23 protein-coding genes and 1 pseudogene are annotated in these 23,202 nt (G+C 58.5%); 15 read left to right on the plus strand and 9 right to left on the minus strand.

Going from position 1 to position 23,202, the window contains the following annotated elements; translation table 11 throughout:
• Positions 1-67: 67 nt before the first annotated feature.
• Positions 68-1,447 (plus strand): ADP-specific phosphofructokinase, encoded by a 1,380-nt coding sequence (gene pfkC / locus A3L02_RS03750; RefSeq protein WP_204247217.1) that lies wholly within the window; start codon positions 68-70, stop codon positions 1,445-1,447.
• 66 nt (positions 1,448-1,513) lie between these two features.
• Here pfkC and xerA read toward each other — a convergent pair whose 3' ends face one another.
• The 3 genes from xerA to sfsA are packed head-to-tail and all read right to left on the minus strand — an operon-like array spanning position 1,514 to position 4,020.
• Positions 1,514-2,356: a site-specific tyrosine recombinase/integron integrase gene (gene xerA, locus A3L02_RS03755; protein ID WP_088862691.1), complete on the minus strand. Its 843-nt coding sequence runs from the start codon at positions 2,354-2,356 to the stop codon at positions 1,514-1,516.
• Position 2,357: 1 nt separating this feature from the next.
• Positions 2,358-3,254 (minus strand): toprim domain-containing protein, encoded by an 897-nt coding sequence (locus tag A3L02_RS03760; protein ID WP_088862692.1) that lies wholly within the window; start codon positions 3,252-3,254, stop codon positions 2,358-2,360.
• 55 nt (positions 3,255-3,309) lie between these two features.
• Positions 3,310-4,020 carry a DNA/RNA nuclease SfsA gene (sfsA, locus tag A3L02_RS03765; RefSeq protein ID WP_088862693.1) on the minus strand — a complete coding sequence of 237 codons (711 nt, stop codon included), beginning with the start codon at positions 4,018-4,020 and terminating at the stop codon, positions 3,310-3,312.
• A gap of 334 nt (positions 4,021-4,354) precedes the next feature.
• Here sfsA and A3L02_RS10190 point away from each other — a divergent pair, with 334 nt between their 5' ends.
• The 3 genes from A3L02_RS10190 (at position 4,355) to A3L02_RS03775 (ending at position 6,478) form a co-directional block, all read left to right on the plus strand.
• On the plus strand, positions 4,355-4,519 hold the full coding sequence (locus tag A3L02_RS10190; RefSeq protein WP_157895730.1) for a hypothetical protein: 165 nt from the start codon (positions 4,355-4,357) through the stop codon (positions 4,517-4,519).
• A gap of 123 nt (positions 4,520-4,642) precedes the next feature.
• Positions 4,643-5,689, plus strand: a complete 1,047-nt coding sequence (locus tag A3L02_RS03770; RefSeq protein WP_088862694.1) for a M42 family metallopeptidase — start codon at positions 4,643-4,645, stop codon at positions 5,687-5,689.
• 75 nt (positions 5,690-5,764) lie between these two features.
• A complete protein-coding gene (locus A3L02_RS03775; protein ID WP_088862695.1) occupies positions 5,765-6,478 on the plus strand; it encodes a hypothetical protein in 714 nt (237 codons plus the stop codon).
• On the opposite strand, the gene A3L02_RS10325 is transcribed toward A3L02_RS03775, so the two are convergent.
• Positions 6,456-6,800 (minus strand): hypothetical protein, encoded by a 345-nt coding sequence (locus A3L02_RS10325; protein ID WP_204247218.1) that lies wholly within the window; start codon positions 6,798-6,800, stop codon positions 6,456-6,458. The genes A3L02_RS03775 and A3L02_RS10325 overlap by 23 nt on opposite strands.
• A 41-nt stretch (positions 6,801-6,841) precedes the next feature.
• On the opposite strand from A3L02_RS10325, the gene A3L02_RS03785 reads away from it, so the two are divergent.
• The gene (locus A3L02_RS03785) at positions 6,842-8,761 is read left to right on the plus strand and encodes a helicase C-terminal domain-containing protein (RefSeq protein WP_088862696.1); all 1,920 of its coding nucleotides are present in this window, start codon (positions 6,842-6,844) and stop codon (positions 8,759-8,761) included.
• A gap of 361 nt (positions 8,762-9,122) precedes the next feature.
• Here A3L02_RS03785 and A3L02_RS03790 read toward each other — a convergent pair whose 3' ends face one another.
• A complete protein-coding gene (locus A3L02_RS03790) occupies positions 9,123-9,536 on the minus strand; it encodes a hypothetical protein (protein ID WP_237268636.1) in 414 nt (137 codons plus the stop codon).
• 206 nt (positions 9,537-9,742) lie between these two features.
• On the opposite strand from A3L02_RS03790, the gene A3L02_RS03795 reads away from it, so the two are divergent.
• On the plus strand, positions 9,743-10,585 hold the full coding sequence (locus A3L02_RS03795; RefSeq protein WP_088862697.1) for a DMT family transporter: 843 nt from the start codon (positions 9,743-9,745) through the stop codon (positions 10,583-10,585).
• Here the strand turns inward: A3L02_RS03795 and A3L02_RS03800 are convergent.
• On the minus strand, positions 10,575-11,243 hold the full coding sequence (locus A3L02_RS03800; RefSeq protein ID WP_088862698.1) for a glycosyltransferase family 2 protein: 669 nt from the start codon (positions 11,241-11,243) through the stop codon (positions 10,575-10,577). The genes A3L02_RS03795 and A3L02_RS03800 overlap by 11 nt on opposite strands.
• Positions 11,243-12,100, minus strand: a complete 858-nt coding sequence (gene panB / locus A3L02_RS03805) for a 3-methyl-2-oxobutanoate hydroxymethyltransferase (protein ID WP_088862699.1) — start codon at positions 12,098-12,100, stop codon at positions 11,243-11,245. The genes A3L02_RS03800 and panB overlap by 1 nt, the downstream gene beginning before the upstream one ends.
• Before the next feature lie 90 nt (positions 12,101-12,190).
• Here panB and A3L02_RS03810 point away from each other — a divergent pair, with 90 nt between their 5' ends.
• The 7 genes from A3L02_RS03810 (at position 12,191) to moaC (ending at position 18,175) form a co-directional block, all read left to right on the plus strand.
• A complete protein-coding gene (locus A3L02_RS03810) occupies positions 12,191-12,445 on the plus strand; it encodes a ribbon-helix-helix protein, CopG family (protein WP_054834125.1) in 255 nt (84 codons plus the stop codon).
• The gene (locus tag A3L02_RS03815) at positions 12,417-12,881 is read left to right on the plus strand and encodes a type II toxin-antitoxin system VapC family toxin (protein WP_088862700.1); all 465 of its coding nucleotides are present in this window, start codon (positions 12,417-12,419) and stop codon (positions 12,879-12,881) included. The genes A3L02_RS03810 and A3L02_RS03815 overlap by 29 nt, the downstream gene beginning before the upstream one ends.
• Positions 12,878-13,306, plus strand: a complete 429-nt coding sequence (locus tag A3L02_RS03820; protein ID WP_088862701.1) for an archease — start codon at positions 12,878-12,880, stop codon at positions 13,304-13,306. The genes A3L02_RS03815 and A3L02_RS03820 overlap by 4 nt, the downstream gene beginning before the upstream one ends.
• Before the next feature lie 9 nt (positions 13,307-13,315).
• Positions 13,316-14,251, plus strand: coding sequence for a tRNA (cytosine(49)-C(5))-methyltransferase (locus A3L02_RS03825; protein ID WP_088862702.1), 936 nt, complete (start codon positions 13,316-13,318; stop codon positions 14,249-14,251).
• Complete coding sequence (locus A3L02_RS03830) at positions 14,248-14,706, plus strand: methyltransferase RsmF C-terminal domain-like protein (protein WP_088862703.1); 459 nt, start codon at positions 14,248-14,250, stop codon at positions 14,704-14,706. Before A3L02_RS03825 ends, A3L02_RS03830 begins: the two co-directional genes overlap by 4 nt.
• A 30-nt stretch (positions 14,707-14,736) precedes the next feature.
• The gene (locus A3L02_RS03835; protein ID WP_088862704.1) at positions 14,737-17,538 is read left to right on the plus strand and encodes an RtcB family protein; all 2,802 of its coding nucleotides are present in this window, start codon (positions 14,737-14,739) and stop codon (positions 17,536-17,538) included.
• 148 nt (positions 17,539-17,686) lie between these two features.
• Positions 17,687-18,175 (plus strand): cyclic pyranopterin monophosphate synthase MoaC, encoded by a 489-nt coding sequence (gene moaC / locus A3L02_RS03840; RefSeq protein ID WP_088862705.1) that lies wholly within the window; start codon positions 17,687-17,689, stop codon positions 18,173-18,175.
• Here the strand turns inward: moaC and A3L02_RS03845 are convergent.
• Positions 18,150-18,656: a hypothetical protein gene (locus A3L02_RS03845; protein WP_088862706.1), complete on the minus strand. Its 507-nt coding sequence runs from the start codon at positions 18,654-18,656 to the stop codon at positions 18,150-18,152. The genes moaC and A3L02_RS03845 overlap by 26 nt on opposite strands.
• Positions 18,657-18,763: 107 nt before the next feature.
• Here A3L02_RS03845 and A3L02_RS03850 point away from each other — a divergent pair, with 107 nt between their 5' ends.
• A complete protein-coding gene (locus A3L02_RS03850) occupies positions 18,764-20,491 on the plus strand; it encodes a P-loop NTPase family protein (protein WP_088862707.1) in 1,728 nt (575 codons plus the stop codon).
• A gap of 9 nt (positions 20,492-20,500) precedes the next feature.
• On the opposite strand, the gene A3L02_RS03855 is transcribed toward A3L02_RS03850, so the two are convergent.
• Positions 20,501-21,169 (minus strand): Kae1-associated kinase Bud32, encoded by a 669-nt coding sequence (locus A3L02_RS03855; RefSeq protein ID WP_088862708.1) that lies wholly within the window; start codon positions 21,167-21,169, stop codon positions 20,501-20,503.
• A 302-nt stretch (positions 21,170-21,471) separates the two neighbouring features.
• Here A3L02_RS03855 and thsB point away from each other — a divergent pair.
• Positions 21,472-23,130: pseudogene (gene thsB, locus A3L02_RS03860) on the plus strand (thermosome subunit beta).
• Positions 23,131-23,202 lie beyond the last annotated feature (72 nt).

Below are 23,202 nucleotides of genomic sequence, written 5' to 3' on the forward strand. Positions count from 1 at the left end.
GATATCTCCGAAACCCTTTTAAGAACCCCTGCCGTCTCTCACCTGTTAGTCACTTAGGGTGATACAAATGAGGCTCCTCGACGAGGCGAGGGAACTCTCGATGTACACCGCGTACAACACGAACGTGGACGCGATAACCTACCTCAACGGAGAGACCGTGCAGAGGCTCATCGACGAGTTCGGGGCCGATGCGGTCAGGAGAAGAATGGAGGAGTATCCAAGGGAGATAGACGAGCCCCTTGACTTCGTAGCGAGACTGGTTCACGCGCTGAAGACGGGCAAGCCCATGGCGGTTCCGCTCGTCAACGAGGAGCTCCACGGCTGGTTCGATTCCCATTTCAACTACGACGTCGAGAGGATGGGCGGTCAGGCGGGCATAATAGCCAACATCCTGGCGAACCTCGATTTCAGGAAGGTTATCGTCTACACGCCCCACCTCGCGAGGAAGCAGGCCGAGATGTTCGTGGATAAGCCGAACCTCCTCTACCCCGTCGTCGAGGACGGAAGGCTAACCTTCAAACACCCGCGCGAGGCATACCGCGAGGGGGATCCGCTCAAGGTGAACCGCATCTTCGAGTTCCGCGCCGGGACGAGGTTCAAACTCGGGAACGAGACGGTCGAGGTTCCCTTCTCCGGGAGGTTCATAGTGGCCGCGAGGTTCGAGAGCATAAGGATATACACCGAGCCCGAGCTGAAGCCCTTCCTGCCGGAGATAGGCCTCGAGGTCGATGGTGCGATTCTCTCGGGCTATCAGGGCATAAAGCTACGCTATTCCGACGGGAAGGACGCCAACCACTACCTGAGGGAGGCTAAGAAGGACATCCTCCTGCTCAAGCGCGAGAAGGACGTCAAGGTTCACCTCGAGTTCGCCTCGATACAGAACCGCGAGCTCAGGAAGAAGGTCATCTACAACCTCTTCCCTCTGGTGGACAGCGTCGGCATGGACGAGGCGGAGATAGCCCACGTCCTCAACGCCCTCGGTTACTCCAAGCTCGCGGACAGGATATTCACCTACAACCGCATAGAGGACACGGTTCTCGGCGGCAAGATCCTGGTTGACGAGATGAACCTCGAGGTGCTCCAGATACACACGATTTACTACATCATGTACATCACCCACTCGGACAACCCGCTGAGCGAGGACGAGCTGAGGAGCAGTCTCGAGCTCGCGACGACCCTTGCCGCCTCCCGCGCCTCCCTCGGCGACCTCAGGAGCCCGGAGGACGTAAGGGTCGGGATGAACGTCCCCTACAACGAGCACGGCGAGTTCGTGAAGCTCCGCTTCGAGGAGGCGAAGAGGCGGTTGAGGACGAGGGAGTACAAGGTCGTTATAATCCCGACGAGGCTCGTCAAGAACCCGGTCTCGACCGTCGGCCTTGGAGACACCATCTCCACCGGGGCGTTCACGAGCTACCTCGCGATGCTGAGGAAGAAGGGCGCGCTGTGATTTCTCCCCTGGATTTTTACCTTTGTCTCCTGTTCAGATTATTCAGAACCCATTATCGGGAATCCGTCACTCAATTAAGCCCTCCATCAGTCTCGCCTTCTCCTGGGCCTTCCTGAGGTGCTCGACGGTTACCTTGGTGTATATCTGCGTCGTCGAGAGGTTCGAGTGGCCGAGGAGCTCCTGGATGGCCCTTATGTCCACGCCGTTCTCGAGCATGTGGGTGGCGAAGCTGTGACGGAGGGTGTGGGGAGTCACCTTTACCCCCGCCTTTTCACCGTACCTCTTGAGGAGGTACCAGACGGTTTTGGTGGAGAGCCGATCCTTCCTCTCCCGCCTGTCCTCGACGATGAGGTACTCGCTGGGGTCGCTCCTCGTCTCGAGGTACGATTTTATCTCCTCCATCAGAAAACCCGGAACGGGGATCATCCTGTCCTTCGCGCCCTTGCCGCCGCGGACGACTATGAGCGAGCGCTCGAAGTCGACGTCGGACCTCTTGAGGCTGCACAGCTCGCTCACCCTGAGCCCCGTCCCGTAGAGGAGGAGAAGTATAAGCCTGTCGCGCTTCTTCGTTGGTGGTATCACCGAGAGCAACCTTCTAACCTCTTCTTTGGTCAGGGCCTTCGGCAGGCTCCTCGGAACCTTTGGGGGTTTGAGCTTCTCAGCTTCGTCCTCGTGGCCCTCGAAACGGAAGTAGGAGCGCAACGCCTGGACAACGAGGTTGAGGCTCCTGTTGGAGTAGCCCTCTCTCCTGAGTCTCGCCAGAAAACGGAGGGCGGAGCGGGCGTTGAGCTTTCCGCCCCACTCGAGGTAGCGCCTCACGTAGTAGGAGTACATCCTTATCGTGTTCGGGCTCTTCCCCTCGAGGTCGAGGTAGGTCTCGTACTCCTCAAGGGTCTCGTCGATGCCCATATCACAGTCCCTTCGGGAGTTCCTCGATGTCTTCGGGCCTTACCTCGGGGTTCTCCACTATATCCGGCCCCTCTCCAGCCTCCGGCTCAGGATTTTGTGGTTCCTCGGTTGGTGGCCTGGGCGGTTTCAGGGGCTCCTCCTTTATGACCCTGCTGAGGTACACGGTCTTGAGGAGCTCATCGACGAGCGCTTTGTCCTCGGCGAAGATGTAGCCCTGCCCCACTATCACCTTGCCGGCCAGACCGAGTCTCTCGACGGCCCTTCCGATGTATCCCTCATCGGGAACCGGCTCCGCCGGGAAGAGGGACTTCCAGGCTTCCTCAATTGTGTACACGTTCTTTGAATTCTCAAGGAGCGCCTTGAGCCCCTCGTTCTCCTCCTTCAGTTTCTCGTTTTCCTCCTTCAGCTCCTCGTGGGCCCTCAGGAGCGCGTCGTACTCCCCTCTGAGCTTTTTGTACTCCTCAACGAGACCATCGTAGCGTCCCTTGAGGTCGAGGAGCTGGTTTCTGAGCGCCATGTACTCCGGGAGTATCTGGAGGCTCTTCAGCCCGGCCCTGATGAGGGCGTTCTTCAGTTCCTTCCTCACGAGCTCGACGTCAACGTGTTCCAGATCGTGGCCGAGGGGGAGCTTCATCCTCTCGACGTGCCCGACCATCTCCCCGAGCTCGCTGAACAGCCTCTCGGCAAGGTCCCTTCCAACCCGGTCGGCGTCGGTCGCTATTATCAGGAGGTCCGCACCGGCGGCCGCGCTCTTCGCTATCTCGATGTTAGTGGTCGGAATTATGGAGGAAATCGTTACGTTGTACTCGCTCCCAAGGGCCAGGCCCTGGAGGGCTTTGCTTACCACCTCAACGTCGCTCGCACCTTCGACGAGGATCCTAACATCAACTATGGTCATCTTCATCACCCGAGTCTTTCCCGTTGTAACTACGGGGATGCCCTTAAAAATCCTCCTAATCCGCCTCAAGCTCGACCTCGAGGCTCGGCCTATCGAGAACGACCCGTCCGTCCGGGAGGAGGGAGAGGCCGAGGGCGTGGATTTCAACGCCTGCCTTTCTGGCCTCGAGGAGGAGCCGGGCTATCTCTGGATCTCCCCCCCTGTAAGGCCGGAACTTCTCAACGCCCGGGAGCGCGCCCACGAAGAATATCATTGCCCTCTTCCCTTCCTTGGAGAGGTGGATGAGCTCACGGATGTGCTTCCGCCCCCTGACGCTCGGGCAGTCGGGGTACATTGCGTATTCCCCGTTATCGCCGCCGCGAAGGACCGCGCTCTTCATCTCGGCGTAGACCCCTCCGGAGGGGCATTCGAAGAGGTAATCGAGCCTCGATTTCCCGACGGTTACCTCCTTTCTCCTTATCCTGCAGTCCCTTAGCCACGGGACCAGGCCGAGCTCCACCGCCCGTTCGAAGGCCTTGGCCTGGGTTCGCGTGTCTACTATCGCCCCCCTCCCGTGGAGGTCCTCGAAGGCAACGAGAACGAAGTCAGTCTTTCCACCGCTCTTTGGCGTGCAGAAGGCCTTCCTTCCGGGAACCATGAACTCCTCCAGCCTGCCTGTGTTCGTGACGAGGGCCTTCCTGACCTCACCATCGACTTCCATTAGGGCCACGAAGCGGTTTAGTCTCTCGAGAAAGGTGCACTCGATTACCGGGAGCTTCAGCAACATGGATGGACTTGCCCCATAAACTAAAAAAAGTTTGCGAGTGGGAGAGAGTTTAACCGTTCTGGTTAGCCGTGACTTTTGTAAACATCGTTACCGGTTAACCTTCCCTCCCCAGGCTTCATTGGAGGGCTTTCGGGGGGAACGGAAACTCCCCACATCTTCCGTTTCCAACCCCCATTCGGGCTTACAACCCCACATACCGGGGATTCCCAGAGGGAAAATCCCTTCGCAAACTTTGAACATCCCTGAACTTTGAACTTCCAGCGAACTTAACTCCGAGATGAAATCAAAAAAGATTTATATCCAAAAAATGAAACAGACTCCTTAGTGAGGCAAAATGAGCAACGAGTCTATTAAAATGATGCTTCTGGGGATTATGATAATGCTATTTGGTGGATTTATCATGCTGGAGCCATCGGGGCGCTGGGAGGGTGTTGGGGTTTTCACCCTCTTGATTGGACTGGCAATTGGGATTTTGGAAGTTATCAAAAAAGAAAAATAGCTTAAGTAGCTTCGCTGAGGGCTATAAAACGGGGAATTACAAACAGGTATCTGCAGAAACCTAAAACCTTAAATATCCAGCTTCCAACCATTCAGATGATAATCTAAACGGAAGGTGATCGGAATGGTGGACTACGAGCTTCTCAAGAGGATAGTCGAGGCGCCCGGCGTCTCCGGGTACGAGTTCCTTGGCGTTAGAGACGTCGTCATCGAGGCCTTCAAGCCCTACGTTGACGAGATAAGGGTTGACAAGCTCGGCAACGTTATTGCCCACAAGAAAGGTGACGGTCCAAAAGTTATGCTCGCGGCGCACATGGACCAGATAGGCCTCATGGTGAACCACATCGAGAAGAACGGCTTCCTCAGGGTTGCGCCCGTCGGCGGAGTCGACCCGAGGACTCTAATAGCCCAGCGCTTCAAGGTCTGGCTCGACAAGGGTGAGTTCATCTACGGCGTAGGCGGTTCCGTCCCGCCCCACATCCAGAAGCCGGAGGATAGGAACAGGGCCCCGACGTGGGACCAGGTCTTCATCGACGTCGGAGCGGAGAGCAGGGAAGAGGCAGAGGAGATGGGCGTCAGGATAGGCACGATAATAACCTGGGACGGGAGGCTCGAGCGCCTCGGAAAGCACCGCATGGTTAGCATAGCCTTCGACGATAGGATAGCGGTTTACACCCTCGTCAAGACCGCCCAGGAGCTTAAAGAGAGCGACGCCGACATATACTTCGTGGCGACCGTCCAGGAGGAGGTGGGGCTCCGCGGCGCGAGGGTCTCTGCCTTCGGGATAGACCCCGACTACGGCTTCGCCATCGACGTCACCATAGCGGCGGACGTTCCCGGCACTCCAGAACACAAGCAGGTCACCCAGCTCGGCAAGGGAACCGCGATAAAGATAATGGACCGCTCCGTGATCTGCCACCCGACGATAGTCCGCTGGATGGAGGAGCTGGCCAGGAAGCACGAGATCCCGTACCAGTGGGACATCCTCCTCGGCGGTGGCACCGACGCGGGTGCGATACACCTGAACAAGGCCGGCGTTCCGACCGGTGCGATAAGCGTTCCCGCCCGCTACATCCACTCCAACGCCGAGGTTGTGGACGGGCGCGACGTCGACGCCGGCGTCAAGCTGATGGTCAGGGTTCTCGAGGAGATACCGAACTTCAAGCTTTAATTCCCCTTTTCTTCCACCAACTTTAAAAACCGGTGTGAGTATTCCAGGTGAAGGGAATGTACAAGGGTGCGCCCTATGGAATCAGAGGTTGCAGAGGTGCCCTTCTCGGGCCACTGGAAGGCCATGGTAGAAATCGCCAGGAAACCCGAGGAGCTGTTTCTCTCCTTTCCGTACCGCGCCCGCGTGTTCTCGAGCGGTGAGAGAACCCTCGTCAGCCTGTCTTTCAAAAGGTTACTTGCCAGATTCGATTTCGATGGCGTCCTCGAGTTCACCTTCGGCGAGCCCTTCGCCACCTACGTTATGAAGGGGGAGCGGGGGCTCCTCATACTCTCCTTCGCGGCCGGGGATGGAACCCTTCTTTCCAGGGCATCGGCGGATATCCCCGGCGAACGGCGGTTGAAGGGGAAGTTGCGCTTTCTCGCGCTCCAATCGGGCAAAACCGTGGCCAGAATGGCGGAGAGCTATGAAAGCGTGGCCCCAAGAATCGTTGGCTCTCCACTGGATTTCGTCCTCCGCGACCTGGATCCCTCACTCCTGCCCCACGTGATAAGGTACGTGAGGTTGAAGCTGGCGAAGCCTTCCTTCAGGCTCGTGGGCAACGGCGGAAGCGAAAGGTTCTCGATATCCGTGGAGAACGACGTCGTCAGTGGGATAGAACACGAGGGGCCGAACGGGAGCGCCATAATCGAAATAGGAAAGGACGTCCTGGAGGTTGCCAAGGAGGATTTTCAGGGGGTGGATGTAAGGGGAAGGTACGAGGTTAAGGCTATCCTCCCTTCTTCACCGTAACGTCCCCGTCCTCCCCATCACCGGGATCTTCGCCACCTTCCTTTTCCCCGCCGTTGGGGGCAATCGACCGGGCCACCGGGGGACGAGTTTCGCCCTCCGTTTCAAGCTCCCTCTCGAGCTTCACCAACTCGTACCAGAGGAACATGCCCCCCGTGACGATTCCAAGTAGTGCAAACGGCCACCTTGACGGCAAAGGCAACCCGCGGTGCCATCTGTAAAGCAGGAAGTTCTGGTAGAAGAACAGGTACGCGAGCCAGGCCATTATAACCGCTTCCACGGAGTACTCGATGAGTCTCTTGTCCCTCTCCTCCAAATCGCTCACCTGGGAGAAAGGTTAAAAGCGAGCCGTTAAAACTCTTTCCCATGGGTGAAACCACGACGCCGGAATACTTTCCCTACGAAAGCCTCAGGCCCCATCAGAGGGAGTTCATAGAGCTCGTCTCGGAGGCGGTTAAAAACGGCGAGAACGCCATAATCGAGGCCCCCACGGGTTTCGGAAAGACGGTGAGTGTTCTGGCCGGGATACTGCCCCATGCCAAAGAGATGGGCTACAAGGTTCTCTACCTGGCGAGGACGCACAGGCAGATGGACCGCGTCATTGAGGAACTGAAGGCGATAAACGCGAAAAGCCCCGTCTCGGGGGTCGAGCTGAGGAGCCGGAAGGACCTCTGCCTTCACACCTACCTCACCCAGTTCACGAGCGACGCCTACACCGCGATGGTGGTCTGCAGGAACCTCAAGAAGCTCGGCAAATGCGAGTTCTACGAGAACGAGAAGAAGAAAAAGCGGGAGTTCGACGAGGTGGTGAGGTTCTTCCTGCGGGAACCGAGCCATCCGGCGGAGATACTGAGCTACGCGGAGACCCTCGAGCTGTGCCCCTACGATCTGACGAAGAGGGTGGCGGAAAAAGCCGACGTGATAGTGGCCAGCTACCTCTACCTCCTCAACCCAACGATACGGGAGAACTTCGTAAGCTCCCTCGACGTCGACTACTCCGACCTTGTGGTGGTCTTCGACGAGGCCCACAACCTGCCGGACCAGGCGATTTCAGCCTTAAGCGACAGGATAAGCATACACACCGTGAACAGGGCGATAAAGGAGGCCGATGAGTACAACGAGCACGAGATAGCGAACTTCCTGAGCGTGTTCGGCCGGGGACTGGAGATACTCCACGGGGAGAAGCTCGGGGACAGGGAGATCCAGGAGACCCCTGTTCAGCCGGAGCTTATCTTCGCACACGTCCTTGAGGTGCTCCGCCTCGACACCAGGAGGCTCGTCAGAATGCTCAACGACATGATCTCGGTCGGTGACGCGATAAGGGAGGACAGGATAGAGAAGGGCAAGCCGCCGCGCTCCTACATCGGCAGGATAGGCGAGTTCCTGCTCCTCTGGCTCTCCCTTATCGGCAGGGAGGATTACCTCTTCCTGATGAGCAGAGATAAAGGTTTGAGCCTCGAGCTCGTGGCGCTGGACCCATCGAAGGCGCTCGGCTTCCTCAAAAACGTCCAGAGCGCGGTCTTCATGTCAGGGACACTAACTCCCCTTGAGGCCTTCCGCGACGTCATGGGCATCGAGAACGCCAGGATGAAGAAGTTTCCCCGGATGGTGAAGAGGGAGAACGCCCAGGTTCTTGTCGCCAAGGACGTCTCGACGAGGGGCGACGAGCGTTCACTCCAGGTTTACAGGCGGATGGTGGATTACATCGTCGAGGCGGCCATGGTGATACCGAAGAACGTCGGAGTTTTTACGGCCTCCTACGAAGTCCTCCAGGGACTGCTCTCCGCCAACCTCCAGGTTCGCCTTGAGGAGACGGGGAAGGCTGTGTTCATTGAGAAGCAGGGGGCCTCATCAAAGGAAAACGACGCGATGGTGGCGAGCTTCAAGGCCCACGCGAGGGGTAAGGGAGCGGTTCTGCTCGGCGTCATGGGTGGCAGGAACAGCGAGGGGCAGGACTACAGCGGCGACGAGATGAACGGGGTCGTGCTCGTTGGGATACCGTACGCGAGGCCGACGCCGAGGGTTCAGGCCCAGATAAGGTACTTCGAGAGGAAGTTCCCGGGGAAGGGGCGTTACTACGGCTACTACCTCCCTGCCCACAGGAAGCTGGTTCAGGCGGCGGGACGGGTTCACCGTTCCGCGGAGGAGAGGGGCTCGATAATCGTGCTGGACTACCGCCTGCTCTGGAGGTCGATAAAGAAGGACCTGCCGGACTGGATGCGCGAGGATATGAGGCCCGTCGACCTTCAGAGGATGAGGCTTTACCTGAGGCGGTTCTGGGGATGACGTCTCCTCTTTTGGAAATCTGGAGCGGAGGGCGTGCGCTCTAAAGTTGGTGAGGGAAAAGGGATTAATATTAAGGCCGATCCCCGAACAGGTTTCACTTTTGTTCTGGCGCCCTTTGGGTGTCTTTCAGCCTTTCCAAAAGGCTGATGGACGGCCTTCGGGTGTCAAGGGAGAGTAAACCCCTTTAAGGGGTCCATCTCGAAGATTCTTCGTTGGGAATGTGAACTTCACCCAGAACCTACCCATAACAACCCCCTGATGAGGAGCCACAAACTTTTGATCAAACTTCTCCTGTGAAAGTTTGTTGGCCAAGCTTTTCGCCGCTCTTTTCCAAAAAGGTTGCCCGCCGTATTCCCCACGTTTACCAGAACCGCACTCCACCCTTCACGTTGAGGTGGAGTGAAACTGGACCCTCCTTTGACTTCGGAATGACAACCAGGTACAGCGGACCGTTTTTGGGGAACCGCCACACCCTATCCACATTGGTAGCCCCGTCAACCTTGAAGAGGCATATAGCCTCCCCACCCGAATACAGCGCATTAAGTCCCGTACCATCAGTGATACACACGGTCACGGGTCCCGTAGATCTTATAGTAAACTGGAGTGTAGTCCACGAGTAGCCGTCGAGTTCGTAGACGTAACGCTCCCCCGGGCGTACGACGACGCTCTCCTGGAACCTGTAGGAGCTCCCCAGCACCACGACAAGCAAAACGGCCATAACAACGAGAACCGTGAACCCTACGGCCCCAGCACGTTTCATCCTTGTCGCCGTCACCCGCGAACACCGTTTGAACTTATGTTAATTAAATATTTAAACATTGTGACCGTATGTTTTATTGTTACCTTTTTTCGTTACCATACTTTCCATTATCTGGATCAACAGCATGGTCTTGGGAAAAATACAATATCTGGAAAAATTTCTGCCCGGTGTAATCCGGTCCCTTCCGATGAACTTTTTAAGATCCGGGGAGAGGGTGTCGTATGCAAAGAGAATCCATTGGAGTACTCCTTGCGATGACCGGAACCTTCATCTACGGCCTCGAGCCGGTGGTGATAAAGTCCAATCCCTCGAACCCGATAAGCTTCGCGGCCTTTTCCGCCCTCGTGGCCTCACTCGTCCTCTGGTTCACGGTTATGGCCTCCGGCAGGCTGGAAGAAATCCGGGAAAATCCGGGAGGCCTCAGGGGCGCCTTTTTCATGGGTCTCTTCGGCACGACCCTCGCCTACCTTGCCTACTCCTTCGGGGCGCGGATGAGCACAGCCATAAACGCCGCCCTGATAACCCGGAGCGAGGTCCTGTTTTCCTTCGTTCTCTCCTGGCTCTTCCTGGGGGAAAGGATAACCCGGAAACTTGTCGCGTACTCCCTCGCGATCATAGCAGGCCTGGCCCTCGTGATACTCCAGGGACGTTCCCCTGAGCTCCACCTTGGAGACCTCCTTCTCCTCCTCGTCCCTCTCTTCTGGCAGTTCGGCCACGTGATAGCCAAGAGACTGCCCTACAGCCCTCCAACGATAGCGGCCCTTAGAAACACCTTCGGCTTCCTCCTGCTTCTACCCCTTGCAATCACCACGGGACCGGAATTCTCGGCCTTCGTTATAGCCGAGGGGCTGATAATCGCCGTCGGCCAGCTGGTCTGGTACGAGTCAATAAAACGCATCAACCTGTCCAAGGCAACCGCGATAATAACGCCCGCCCCGGCGGTTGCGATTGGCCTGGGGCTTTTCCTCGGCGAGAGCTTTACGGTTTACCACGCCCTCGGCTTTGCCCTCATCACGCTCGGAACCCTTGGGGCAGTAAAGGTGAAGAGCGAGCTCAGAACCTGAAGAGCGCCCAGAGGAAGCGGAGGACGTCCCTCAACCCAAAGCGCCCCTCCCTGTTCGGGTCGTATATCATGCTCACGGGCACTTCCTTTATCCGCGCCCCCCTCTTCGCGGCCTTTATCAGCATCTCCGTCTCGACCTCGTAGCGGTCGCCCTCTATCTCCGGGAGGAACTCCCGCCTGAAGGCCCTGAAGCCGCTCTGGGTGTCGTAGACGTACCTGCGGAGCTTGAGCCTTATCAGGCGGGTCGTTATCACGTTGCTCAGTCGCCTCTGGATGGGCCGCTTTCCGGCTTCCTTGACCTTTCGAGCGCCTAAGACCAGATCCGCCTCCCCTGAGACCACCGGCTCAACGAGCTTGATTATCTCCTCCGGTCTGTGCTGGCCGTCGGCGTCCATGAATACCACGACGTCGCCCGTGGAGACCTTAACCCCCTCTCGCATCGCGCACCCTTTGCCGCAGTTCCTCTCCAGCCGTATGACCTCTATCCTCCCGTCCCTCTCGGCCGCTTTCCTTGCCGCCTCGTACGTCCCGTCGCTCGAACCGTCGTCAACGACTATAACCTCATCGACGAACTCCGGAATCCTTTCAAGGACCTTCGGAAGCCTCCCTGCCTCGTTGTAGGCCGGCACGACGACCGTGATTCTCTTATCCCTTAGCACTACCCATCCTCCTCGAGTTTTTCGAGGGCCCTTCCGGCCTTCCTCCTGAAGTCGTCCTTGTCGAGGAACTCCCAGTAGTGCTCCTTCGCCGGGAACTTCCCCCCCTTCACGTCCTCCCTGTAGTTCTCGAGGGCGAGTCGTATCATCCCGCCGATGTCGGCGTACTTCTTGACGAAGGGGGGCACGTTCTCGTATATTCCAAGGAGGTCGTGCCAGACGAGAACCTGACCGTCAACGTACGGCCCGGCGCCGATTCCGATGGTTGGGATCGACACCTCTTCCGTCACGAGCCTGGAGACGTCTGCCAGCGTGAACTCAAGGACGACGGCGAAGGCACCGGCCTTTTCCAGCGCCCTGGCGTCGCGGAGTATCTCCTCGATTTCCTCCTCGGTCTCGCCCATAAGCCTGTAACCTCCGAGGCGGAGGTACCTCTGAGGCGTCAAACCCGTGTGCCCCATAACGGGGATGCCCATGCGGACGAGCTTCCTCACAAGCTTTCGGTGGTCGTAGCCGCCCTCTATCTTGACGGCATCTGCCCCCGCTCTTATGAGCCTGACCGCGTTCCTGACGCCCTCTTCAACGCTCACCTCGTAACTCCCGAAGGGCATGTCCGCCAAAACGAGCGCCCTCTTAACCGCGCGGGCAACGGCGCGGGTGTGGAAGACCATCTGCTCCATCGTGACGTTCAGGGTGTTCTCCTCGCCGTAAACGACCATCCCAAGGGAGTCACCGACGAAGATTATGTCCATTCCGGCCCTGTCGGCTATGAGCGCGGACGGATAATCGTAAGCCGTTACCATCGCTATCCTTTCCTTCCCCTTCATCTCGATTATCTTCCGAGGCGTTATCTCCCTCATGCACTCACCCCCCGACCTTTGGGCTCGGGTCTAATTAACGGTTTCGATAGCGTTATATACCAATGTAGGTAATTACCTATGGGTGGTGACATGGGAAGGGTTAAGACGAGCGTTTACATAGACGAGGAGCTGTGGCGGGAGTTCAAAGAACTCGCCAGGGAGGAGAGCAGGGAAGTGAGCAGGCTACTCGAGGAGGCGATAATGAACTACGTTGTGGGCGAGCTCATCGACGTTGACGAGTCCAAAGTCCCCCTTTGGGTTGAGCCCGTCAAGCTCCGCGGAGAGGAGACATCAAAGGTGCTGAGGGAGATGAGGGATGAACGCGAGGAGAGTTTACTTGGATAGCAGTGCTCTGCTGAAGAGGTACGTCCTGGAAAAAGGCACGGAAGAGGTTGAGAGGCTCTTTCGGGATGCCTATTCCAAAAGGGTGGTACTGATAATGAGCGCCTGGAACCTGGGGGAGGCCGTCGGCGTTCTCGACAGAAAGAGAAGGCGGGGGGATATGGAGGACGACGTCTTCAACAGCCTAAAGGTGGCCCTCCTCGGGGACGTCAAGAGGATGGTGGCCCTGGGGATAATGAAACTGGTCCCCGTACACACGATGCTCCTGGTCACCGCTTGGGAGCTCATCGAGAAGCACCACGTATATCAGGCGGATGCGCTCCAGATAGCCTCCGCCAGGTACGAATCGGCCCAGGAGTTTTACACCGCGGACAGAAAACTGCACGCCGTTGCCCTCGCCGAGGGCCTTAATTCGATCCTTCTGGGGGTGGACGGATGAGGGAGTGGGAGCACTACGAGCACACCGCTGACATAGGCATCAGGGGCTACGGCTCAACGCTCGAGGAGGCCTTTGAGGCCGTTGCGCTGGCCCTCTTCGACGTTATGGTCGACGTGAGGAAAGTGGAGGGTAAAGAATGCCGCCGGATCGAGGTCGAGGGCGAGGACCTGATGGCGCTCCTCTACAACTTCCTCGAGGAGCTCCTCGTGCTCCACGACGTCGAGGGGCTCGTCTTCGGGGACTTCGATGTGGAGGTGGAGAAGGCCGGTGAGGGCTACAAACTAAGGGCCAGGGCCTGCGGGGAGCCGCTGGACTACGGCAAGCACGAGCCGAAGGAGGAGGTTAAGGCGATAACCTACCACGAGATGAGGATAGAGAGACTGCCGGACGGGAGATGGATGGCCCAGCTGGTTCCGGACATCTGAGGTGATCCCATGAGCGCGAGGGACAGGGTAAGGGAGGCAAACCCGGCCTTTTACGAGCGCTATTCGATGCTCGAGGACACGGACGAGTTCTGGGAGTTCCTGATAAAGCCTCTCAGGCAGAGCGTAAGGGTGAACACCCTCAAGGCGCCGCTCGAGGTGGTGGTTGAGAGGCTGAGCGAGGAGTTCAAGCTCGAGCCGATCCCCTGGGTTCGCGAGGGGTTCTTCATCGACGTTGACAACCTCGCGAGGGTTCCGGAGCACGGGCTGGGCCTCATCTTCGGGCAGGAGGCCAGCTCGATGATACCGCCGGTGGTTCTCGGGCCAAGGCCCGGAGAGCTGGTCCTCGACATGGCCGCGGCCCCCGGCTCGAAGACGGGCCAGATAGCCCAGTACATGGAAAACGAGGGGTGTATAATAGCCAACGACCCCAAGTTGAGCAGGGCCAACGTCCTCATCGCGAACCTCAACAGGATGGGGGTTCTGATAGCGCGGGTGACGACGAGGGACGGGGCCTACTTCGGCCGTTTTGAGAACCTCTTCGATAGGATCCTGCTCGATGCTCCCTGCTCGTCCGTGGGGATGATAAGGAAGAGGTGGAAATTTTTGGAGGGCTGGCGGCTGAAGGGCGTCATCAGGTACATGAACGTCCAGAAGAGGCTCATTCTGGCGGCTTATAAGGCCCTTAAGCCGGGCGGAACGCTGGTCTACTCGACCTGCACGATAGACCCGCTCGAGAACGAGGAGGTGGTGGACTACATCCTTCGGAAGACGGACGCGAGGCTCGAACCGATAGACCTGCCCGTGAAGACCAGCGAGCCCGTTCTGGAGTGGGAGGGAAGGGAGTACCCGGAGGAGCTGAGGAAGGCCCTCAGGATACACCCGAACGACAACGACACCGAGGCCTTCTTCGTGGCGAAGATAACCAAGCCGGAGGGAGAGGGATGAGCGAAAACCCGCGCGGGGAGATAGGGAAAACAAACGATACCGAGCTCGTCAGGAGGCTTCTAATGGAGAACTACGGGTACGCGCCCGAGCTCGTCTACGAGATACGGGGGAGGTACCACAGGGTCTACGCCTGGAAGCCCTGCCGGCTCGAGGTCAAAGGCCCTGACAGAAACGGGGTGTACTTCGGCAGGGTGGAGAGCGACGGGATAAGGCTCAGCATCGAGGGCAGTTTCCTGGTGGGGCCGCACGCGACCAAAAACGTCGTCGAGCTGGACGATGAGAGGGCGAAGATGTACTTAGCGGGCGAGAGCGTTGAGATAACCGAGCGGGAACTCCACGGCTGGGTGATAGTCCGCTGGCGGGACTACTTCCTCGGCTCGGCCAAGGCCAAGGATGGAAGGCTGATAAACTACGTGCCGAAGGATAGGCGGCTGAGGCTCGAAAGCTTAAAATAATTTTAGGGATACCTAAGAGGGGGTGGGAGAATGGTACCGCTGAAGAGGATAGACAGGATAAGGTGGGAGATCCCGAAGTTCGACGAGAGGATGCGCGTTCCGGGCAGGGTTTACGCTGACGACCAGCTTATAGAGAAGATGAGGGGCGATAAGACCCTCGAGCAGGCGGCAAACGTTGCCATGCTTCCCGGAATTTACAAGTACTCGATAGTCATGCCCGACGGCCATCAGGGCTACGGCTTCCCGATAGGCGGCGTCGCGGCCTTCGACGTCAAAGAGGGCGTGATAAGCCCCGGAGGCGTCGGCTACGACATCAACTGCCTTGCTCCCGGTTCCAAAGTTCTAACGGAGCACGGCTACTGGGTCAGGGTCGAGGAGATGCCGGAGAGGTTCAAGCTCCAGGGACTGAGGGTTTACGACGTTGACGAGGGCCACAACGACTTCTCGGGGGTTGCCTTCGTCGCTGAGAGGGAGGTGGAGCCGGAGGAGCTCGCCGTCAGGATAATCACCGAGTCAGGAAAGGTCATCGAGGGGAGCGAGGACCATCCGGTTCTCACCCCGAAGGGATACGTCCACCTCGGCAACGTGAAGGAAGGGGAGGAGGTTCTCGTCTATCCCTTCGAGGGCGTTGAGTTCGAACCCGGGACGGGAATCCTTCTGAGCGAAGGGGACTTCGACGGCGAGGACGCCCGGATGGTCCGCTTCCTGAAGGATAGGGGACTGTTACCGCTCCGCGGGGAGGACCCGAGGGTGGGGACGCTCGCGAGGATCCTGGGCTTCGCCTTCGGGAACGGACACCTCGGCGAGATGGATGGGAGGCTCTACCTGAGCTTCTACGGAAGGGAGGAAACGCTCAGGGAGCTCAAGAAGGACCTCGAGAGGCTCGGGATAAACGCGGACCTCTACGTCAGGGGGAGGAACTACGGCATCGAAACGACCAGCGGCTCCTACGGGGCGGCCGAGCTCAGGGTCACCTCGAGGGCCTTCGCTCTTCTGATGGAGAAGCTTGGGATGCCGCGGGGAAGGAAGACCGAGAAGGCTTACGGCGTCCCCGGGTGGATTAAGGACGCCCCCCTCTGGGTAAAGAGGAACTTCCTGGCCGGACTCTTCGCGGCGGACGGAAGCATCGCCGAGTTCAAAGGAACTACGCCGTTGCCGATAAACCTCACCCAGTCGAAAGCTAAGGAACTCGAGGAGAACCTCGTGGAGTTTATGAAGGAGATTGGAGAGCTCCTCGCGGAGTTCGGAATCAGGACAACCCTCTACAGGGTCAGGTCCAGGAAAGGCGTTACCTACCGGCTCGCACTCGTCGGCGAGGAGAGCATCAGGAACTTCCTCGGGAGGGTAAACTACGAGTACGACCTCGAGAAGAAGGCCAAGGGCCTGGTAGCATACGCCTACCTGAAGTTCAAGGAGCGCGTTAAGGGGGAGAGGAGAAACGCGGCGGAAACCGCCAGCTTCGTCGAGAGGGCCGTCTACGAAGGTCCAAAAGAGCCGCGCGTTCCAGAGGACTTTCCAACCTTTGAGGAGTTCGCGAGGGAGAGGGGCTACGAGGGCGGCTTCGTGGCCGAGCGGGTCGTTAGGGTCGAGAAAGTCAAGCCAAGCTACGACAGGTTCTACGACGTCGGGGTTTACCACAGGGCCCACAACTTCATCGCCAACGGGATAGTCGTCCACAACTGCGGCGTCCGCCTGATAAGAACCAACCTGACCGAGGAGGAGGTCAGGCCGAAGATCAAACAGCTCGTCGACACGCTCTTCAAGAACGTCCCGAGCGGCCTTGGGAGTAAGGGAAGGGTGAGGCTCCACTGGAGCAAACTCGACGACGTCCTGGCGGATGGGGCAAAGTGGGCCGTCGATAACGGCTACGGCTGGGAGGAGGACCTCGAGCACCTCGAGGAAGGCGGGAGGATGGAGGGGGCAGATCCAGATGCGGTCAGCCAGAAGGCCAAACAGCGCGGGGCTCCACAGCTTGGCTCCCTCGGCTCCGGAAACCACTTCCTCGAGGTTCAGGTGGTCGATAAGGTCTTCGACGAGAGGATAGCGAAGGCCTACGGTCTCCACGAGGGCCAGGTCGTTGTCATGGTGCACACCGGATCGAGGGGGCTCGGGCACCAGGTGGCGAGCGACTACCTCAGGGTGATGGAGAAGGCCAACAGGAAGTACAAAGTGCCGTGGCCCGACAGGGAGCTCGTCAGCGTTCCCTTCCAGACGGAGGAGGGACAGAGGTACTTCAGCGCGATGAAAGCGGCCGCGAACTTCGCGTGGGCCAACAGGCAAATGATAACCCACTGGGTAAGGGAAAGCTTCGAGGAGGTCTTCAAACGCAAGGCTGAAGACATGGAGATGGGGATAGTCTACGACGTCGCCCACAACATAGCGAAGGTCGAGGAGCACGAGGTGGACGGAAGGAAGGTCAAGGTGGTCGTCCACAGGAAAGGTGCCACGAGGGCCTTCCCAGCGGGCCATCCGGACGTTCCGAGGGCCTACCGCGATGTAGGTCAGCCCGTCCTGATTCCGGGCTCGATGGGGACGGCGAGCTACGTTCTGGCCGGTGCCGAGGGCTCCATGAGGGAGACCTTCGGCTCGAGCTGCCACGGCGCCGGGAGGTTACTAAGCAGGCGCGCGGCCACGAGGCGGTACCGCGGCGATAAACTGAGGAACGAGCTGATGGGGAGGGGAATCTACGTCAGGGCGGCGAGCATGAGGGTCGTCGCCGAGGAAGCCCCCGGTGCCTACAAGAGCGTCGACAACGTGGTGAACGTGGTCCATCAGGCCGGGATAGCTAACCTCGTGGCGAGGATGCGCCCGATGGGCGTTGCGAAGGGCTGATTTCGTCTTTTCTTCATTTTCATTGAACCATTCTTTCCTTCAAGTGAAAAGGAGACGGGCAATCGGTCAACCTTTCTCTGCCATCCCCCACTCACCCGGCGTCGGAGGTCTTTTTAAGGGAACGCCCCATTAGGCTCCGGTGGAGGATATGCGGGAGCTTACCCACGTCGATGAAAGGGGCGTCAAGATGGTTGAGGTGGGACACAAGGAGGAGGTTTTCAGGAAGGCCGTGGCGAGGGGCAGGATAAGGCTGAGGCCCGAAACGATAGAGCTGATAAAGTCCGGGAGGACGAAGAAGGGCAACGTCATAGCGGCCGCCCAGATAGCCGGTATCCTGGCCGTCAAGAGGACTCCGGAGCTGATTCCTCTCTGCCATCCGATACCCCTGACCGGCGTTGACGTTACCTTCGAGTTCGGCGAGGACTACATCGAGGCGACCTGCGAGGTTCGCGCCCACTACAAAACGGGCGTGGAGATGGAGGCGCTGACGGGCGTGAGCGTCGCCCTGCTGACGGTATGGGACATGGTCAAAGCCGTAGAAAAGGACGAGAACGGCCAGTACCCGTTCACGAGGATCGAGGACATCCGCGTCGTGGAGAAGGTGAAGGAACTCACTCCCGGCAGTAGCCAAGGGTGAGGTATTGGAGGACCTTTTCCACGTCCGTCAGGAGAAAGCCGAGGAAGAACATCAGGAACGTGGCAAAGGGGTTGCCCCTCAGGTACATCCAGACAAACCACAGTACGGTTCCCCAGATCAGTGCCACGGACGCGCCCGTCAGGAGCATTGCCCTCTTCGATGTCTCCTGCAGGAGGATGCGCCTGAGCCCGCTTTCATCTCGAACCATGTACCTCTTCGGAGCCTTCCAGTTCTTTTCCTCGATGGGTTTCGTGTGCCTCGCGAGAAACGTTCTTCCATTGAACTTCAGGACGTAGACGTAATCCCCATAGCTCGAGGAGAGGAAGGCATCGACGGCCAGCCCGGGGTCGAGTTCTCCCGACAGCGGGCTAACATGGGCCCCCTTTCGTTTGAAGGCTCCTATTATTCCCTCCGGCTCAAACTTCTGGAGGTCAATAACCGCAACGCGGTACCGGGGTTTTAGGAGTCTCTCAGCCATCATCCGTTCTCACCCAGTGGTATTGTTCACAGGTTACTCTCAGGATTTATAAAATTTGCCGTCCCGGTTCATCAGGTAACTTTTTTAGCCCTTGGTCCATCTTCTCCCTGATGACGCTCAGGCTCAACCGCGAGGCCAAAGAGGTATACCGCTCAATCCGGGGGGAGATAGAGAGGAGGTTGATCCTTCCGGAGAGTTCATCCTTCCTTGAGAGGTTCGAACCAACCTCCGACGGGAAGGAGATCCTCCGCAGGCAGGCCTATTTTAAAGAGAGGCTCTCCAAAATCGGTTTGGGGTTGGGGGAGTGGATAGGGCGGGTTAAGCCGATAAAGTTCCGCCGCGACTACCTCCACGACAGGATCCTGATAGTCGATGAGAACGAGGTGGAAAAAGCCCAGAAACTCGGACTGTGCGAGGTTTCAACGACCCCGGAGGATGCCGAAGGTTACCCCCTCGTCCTGAGCACCGTTGGTTACGGCCTCGACGTCGAGCTGACCCCCTCGCAGATCGCCCCCGAGCTCTACGTGATGCCCCTCTGGGAGAACCGGGAGACGCTCGAGGCCCTGGCAAGGATAGGGGAGCTAACGGGAGAGGGAAGCGTCGCCTCCGAGGTACTCCGCGGGCTGGGGGAGCTTGAGGGGGTCATGGAGAGACGAAGACTCCTCGACGGGCTGGAGGAACTGGTGGCGGAGAAGGAGCGGGAGCTCAACGGGGCGATAGAGGAGAAGCTCGAGAGGTTCAGCCTCACGCTGAGCGGGCGGGAGTTGCTCGACTTCCTCGGTGAACTGAAGTCCGGGAACTACGAGGCGGTATTCAGGCACTTCGGCGAGGTCGAGGGTGAGATCCTGGATCTGATAAACGGGGCCGAGAGGGAGCTGAGCGAGAGGCTCGGCATCACCGTCGAGCTCTTCTCCCGGGAGGAGCTCTACCCCGTGACAGTTCCACCGGAGAGGGTGGAGCTACTGCGGGACGCTCTCGAGAGGGAGCTAAGGGTCGAGCTCTACCTGAAGAGCAGGGAGGTGCTGGAGCGGATAATGCCCCTCCTTCCGAAACTGAGGGAAGAGCTCAACCGGGTTCACGAGCTCGACTTCCTGCTGGCGGTGAAGGGGTTCACGGGCGGCTTCTCCTTCCCCGACCTCTGGAGGGGTGGAATCGCCTTCCTCAACGGCCGGCACCTCTTCATCGAGAACCCCCAGCCCGTCAGTTACGTCGTTGGAAGAAGGCCCGCCGGATTTTCGGTTGAGGGATCGGAGCAGATAGGGGGCGAAGGGGTGGTAATACTGACCGGTGCCAACAGCGGCGGGAAGACGAGCCTGCTGGAGCTGATTTCCCAGGTAACGATACTGGCCCACATGGGCTTTCCAGTTCCGGCGGAGAGGGCGTGGGTTGAGCCTCTCGATGAAGTTTTCTTCTTCAGGCGGAAGAGAAGCGTTTACGGGGCCGGGGCCTTTGAGACCGCCCTCAGATCCTTCGTCAGGGCCCTCCGCGGAGAGGGGAGGAAGCTCATCCTCATAGACGAGTTCGAGGCCATCACCGAGCCCGGTGCGGCCGTCAGGATAATCGGCGAACTTTTGAAGATAGCGCACGAGAGGGGCTTTTACGTCGTCATTGTATCCCATCTCGGGGATGACCTTCGGAAGGAGCTTCCCTTCGCGAGGGTCGACGGGATAGAGGCGAAGGGACTGGACGAGAACCTCAACCTCATCGTGGACAGACAGCCGGTCTTCGGGAGGCTCGGCAGGAGCACCCCAGAGCTCATCGTGGAAAGCCTCGCACGGAGAAAGCGCGGGAAGGAGAGGGAGATCTTCGAGAGGGTTCTGAGGGCCTTCAGGGAGTAGCCGGCACAACTATCCCACCCAGCTCCTCTCCCTGTACCTCCCACGGCTCTCTATCTCCTCGATTTTCTCCTCGATTTCCTTCCTAACATCGTCCCCGCGAACCTCGGCGTAGCCCTCGAGAACGGCCTCGAAGCCCCTCTCGAACCAGGTGTAGTGGGTGCTCTCCATCGCCCTCTTGAGGAGGTGCAGGTCAACGCCCCTGGCCTCGAGCGTTGCGTCGAAATCCGCCAGCCCGAAGTCTATGAGGTAGACCCTTCCATCCCGCAGTATCATGTTGGAGGTCGTTAAATCCCCGTGCACTATCCCCGCCTCGTGGAGCCTCCCGACCTGCCTCCCGATCTCCCTGCACAGTCCGAGCCTCTCCCCCATCGGTAACCTTTCAAGGAGCTCCTTCAGGCGCTCCCCCTCGATGAACTCCATGGCTATCTTCATGTTCCTCATGTCCACCTCGTAGACGTAGGGGCAGTTCACGCCGAACTCCTTCGCCCTGTGGAGAATCCTCGCCTCCCGGACCGTCCGCTCCTTCCTCAGCTTGAGGTCTATCTCCTCTATCCGGTAGCGTTTCGGTATCCTGTGCTTGACCGCGATCCTTTCTCCGGGCAGGAGGTCGGCACCGAAGTACTCCGCAAAGTCCGCCAAGTATATCTTGGCCTCCGCGCCCTGTTTTATCAATTCCATCGAATCACCCCATGGCAAGTCCTAACGCATTGAACAGCCCCCAAGTGATCCCAGCGGTGACCGTGTTTCCGCCTTGATAACGAAAACTTCTCCGAATTTTTTGGATCTACTGGATGTATCGCCTGCATCATGAGCCTCAAATGCCATTTTCCCTGAAGGTTTTAGCCTTTTCCCCCATTTTCACACACTGCTTCTGTCATTCATTCATTTTTTTGCCTATTTTTTGAAATTTTTGACCCAAAACCTTATATGTAGTGCTGACGAAGCGTCTCTGCAAAAATAATCTGAAGGAGGAATGTCAAATGGCTCAGCTTAGCGGACAGCCGGTTGTTATTCTGCCCGAAGGGACTCAGAGGTACGTTGGAAGGGACGCGCAGAGGCTCAACATTTTGGCCGCAAGAATAATAGCCGAGACCGTCAGAACCACCCTCGGCCCCAAGGGAATGGACAAAATGCTCGTCGACAGCCTCGGAGACGTCGTCGTCACGAACGACGGTGCCACCATTCTCGACAAGATAGATCTTCAGCACCCGGCCGCGAAGATGATGGTTGAGGTTGCGAAGACTCAGGACAAGGAGGCCGGTGACGGTACCACCACGCTGTGGTTATCGCTGGAGAGCTCCTCAGGAAGGCTGAGGAGTTACTCGACCAGAACATTCACCCGAGCATCATAGTTAAGGGTTACACGATGGCCGCCGAAAAAGCCCAGGAAATACTCGACGGTATGGCTATTGAGGTCACCCCCGACGACGAGGAGACCCTCCTGAAGATAGCCATGACCTCGATCACCGGCAAGAACGCCGAGAGCCACAAGGAGCTCTTCGCGAAGCTCGCGGTCGAGGCCGTCAAGCAGGTCGCCGAGAAGAAGGACGGAAAGTTCGTCGTTGACATCGACAACATCAAGATAGAGAAGAAAGCCGGGGAGAGCGTCGAGGAGAGCGAGCTCGTCCGCGGCGTCGTCATCGACAAGGAGCGCGTCCACCCGAGGATGCCCACGAGGGTTGAGAACGCGAAGATAGCACTCATAAACGAGGCCCTCGAGGTCAAGAAGACCGAGACCGACGCCAAGATAAACATCACCAGCCTGACCAGCTCTACCAGTTCATCGACCAGGAGGAGAGGATGCTCCGCGAGATGGTCGACAAGATAGCGGCGACCGGCGCAAACGTTCTCTTCGTTCAGAAGGGAATCGACGACCTCGCCCAGCACTACCTCGCCAAGTACGGCATCCTCGCCGTGAGAAGGGTCAAGAAGAGCGACATGGAGAAACTCGCCAAGCCACCGGGGCCAAGATAGTCACGAACGTCAAGGACCTCACGAGCGAGGACCTTGGAGAGGCCGAGCTCGTCGAGGAGAGAAAGGTCGCTGGGGAGAACATGATCTTCGTTGAGGGCTGCAGGAACCCGAAGGCCGTCACCATACTCATCAGGGGCGGTACGGAGCACGTCGTCGACGAGGTCGAGCGCGCTCTGGAGGACGCCATCAAGGTCGTCAAGGACGTCATGGAGGACGGCTACGTTCTTCCGGCGGGCGGCGCCTCCGAGATAGAGCTCAGCATCAAGCTGGACGAGTACGCCAAAGAGGTGGGTGGTAAGGAGGCCCTCGCCATAGAGAACTTCGCCGAGGCCCTCAAGATAATCCCGAAGACCCTCGCCGAGAACGCCGGCCTCGATACCGTCGAGACCCTCGTCAAGGTCATCAGCGAGCACAAGAACAAAGGAAAGACCATCGGTGTCGACGTCTTCGAGGGCGAGCCGGCCGACATGCTCTCCAAGGGCATTATCGCTCCCGCCAGGGTTACGAAGCAGGCCATCAAGAGCGCGAGCGAAGCCGCGATAATGATACTCCGCATCGACGACGTCATAGCCGCCAAGGTCAGCAAGCCCGAGGGCGGTAACCAGGGAATGCCCGGCGGTATGGGCGGAATGGGTGGAATGGGCGGCATGGACATGGGCATGTGACGCCCTCTTTCTCTTCTCCTTTCATACCGGTTGGTGCACCGAAAGGTTTTATTGGTTGGATTTGAGGGTGAG

This window comes from Thermococcus celer Vu 13 = JCM 8558 (genome assembly GCF_002214365.1).
Classification (GTDB): domain Archaea; phylum Methanobacteriota_B; class Thermococci; order Thermococcales; family Thermococcaceae; genus Thermococcus; species Thermococcus celer.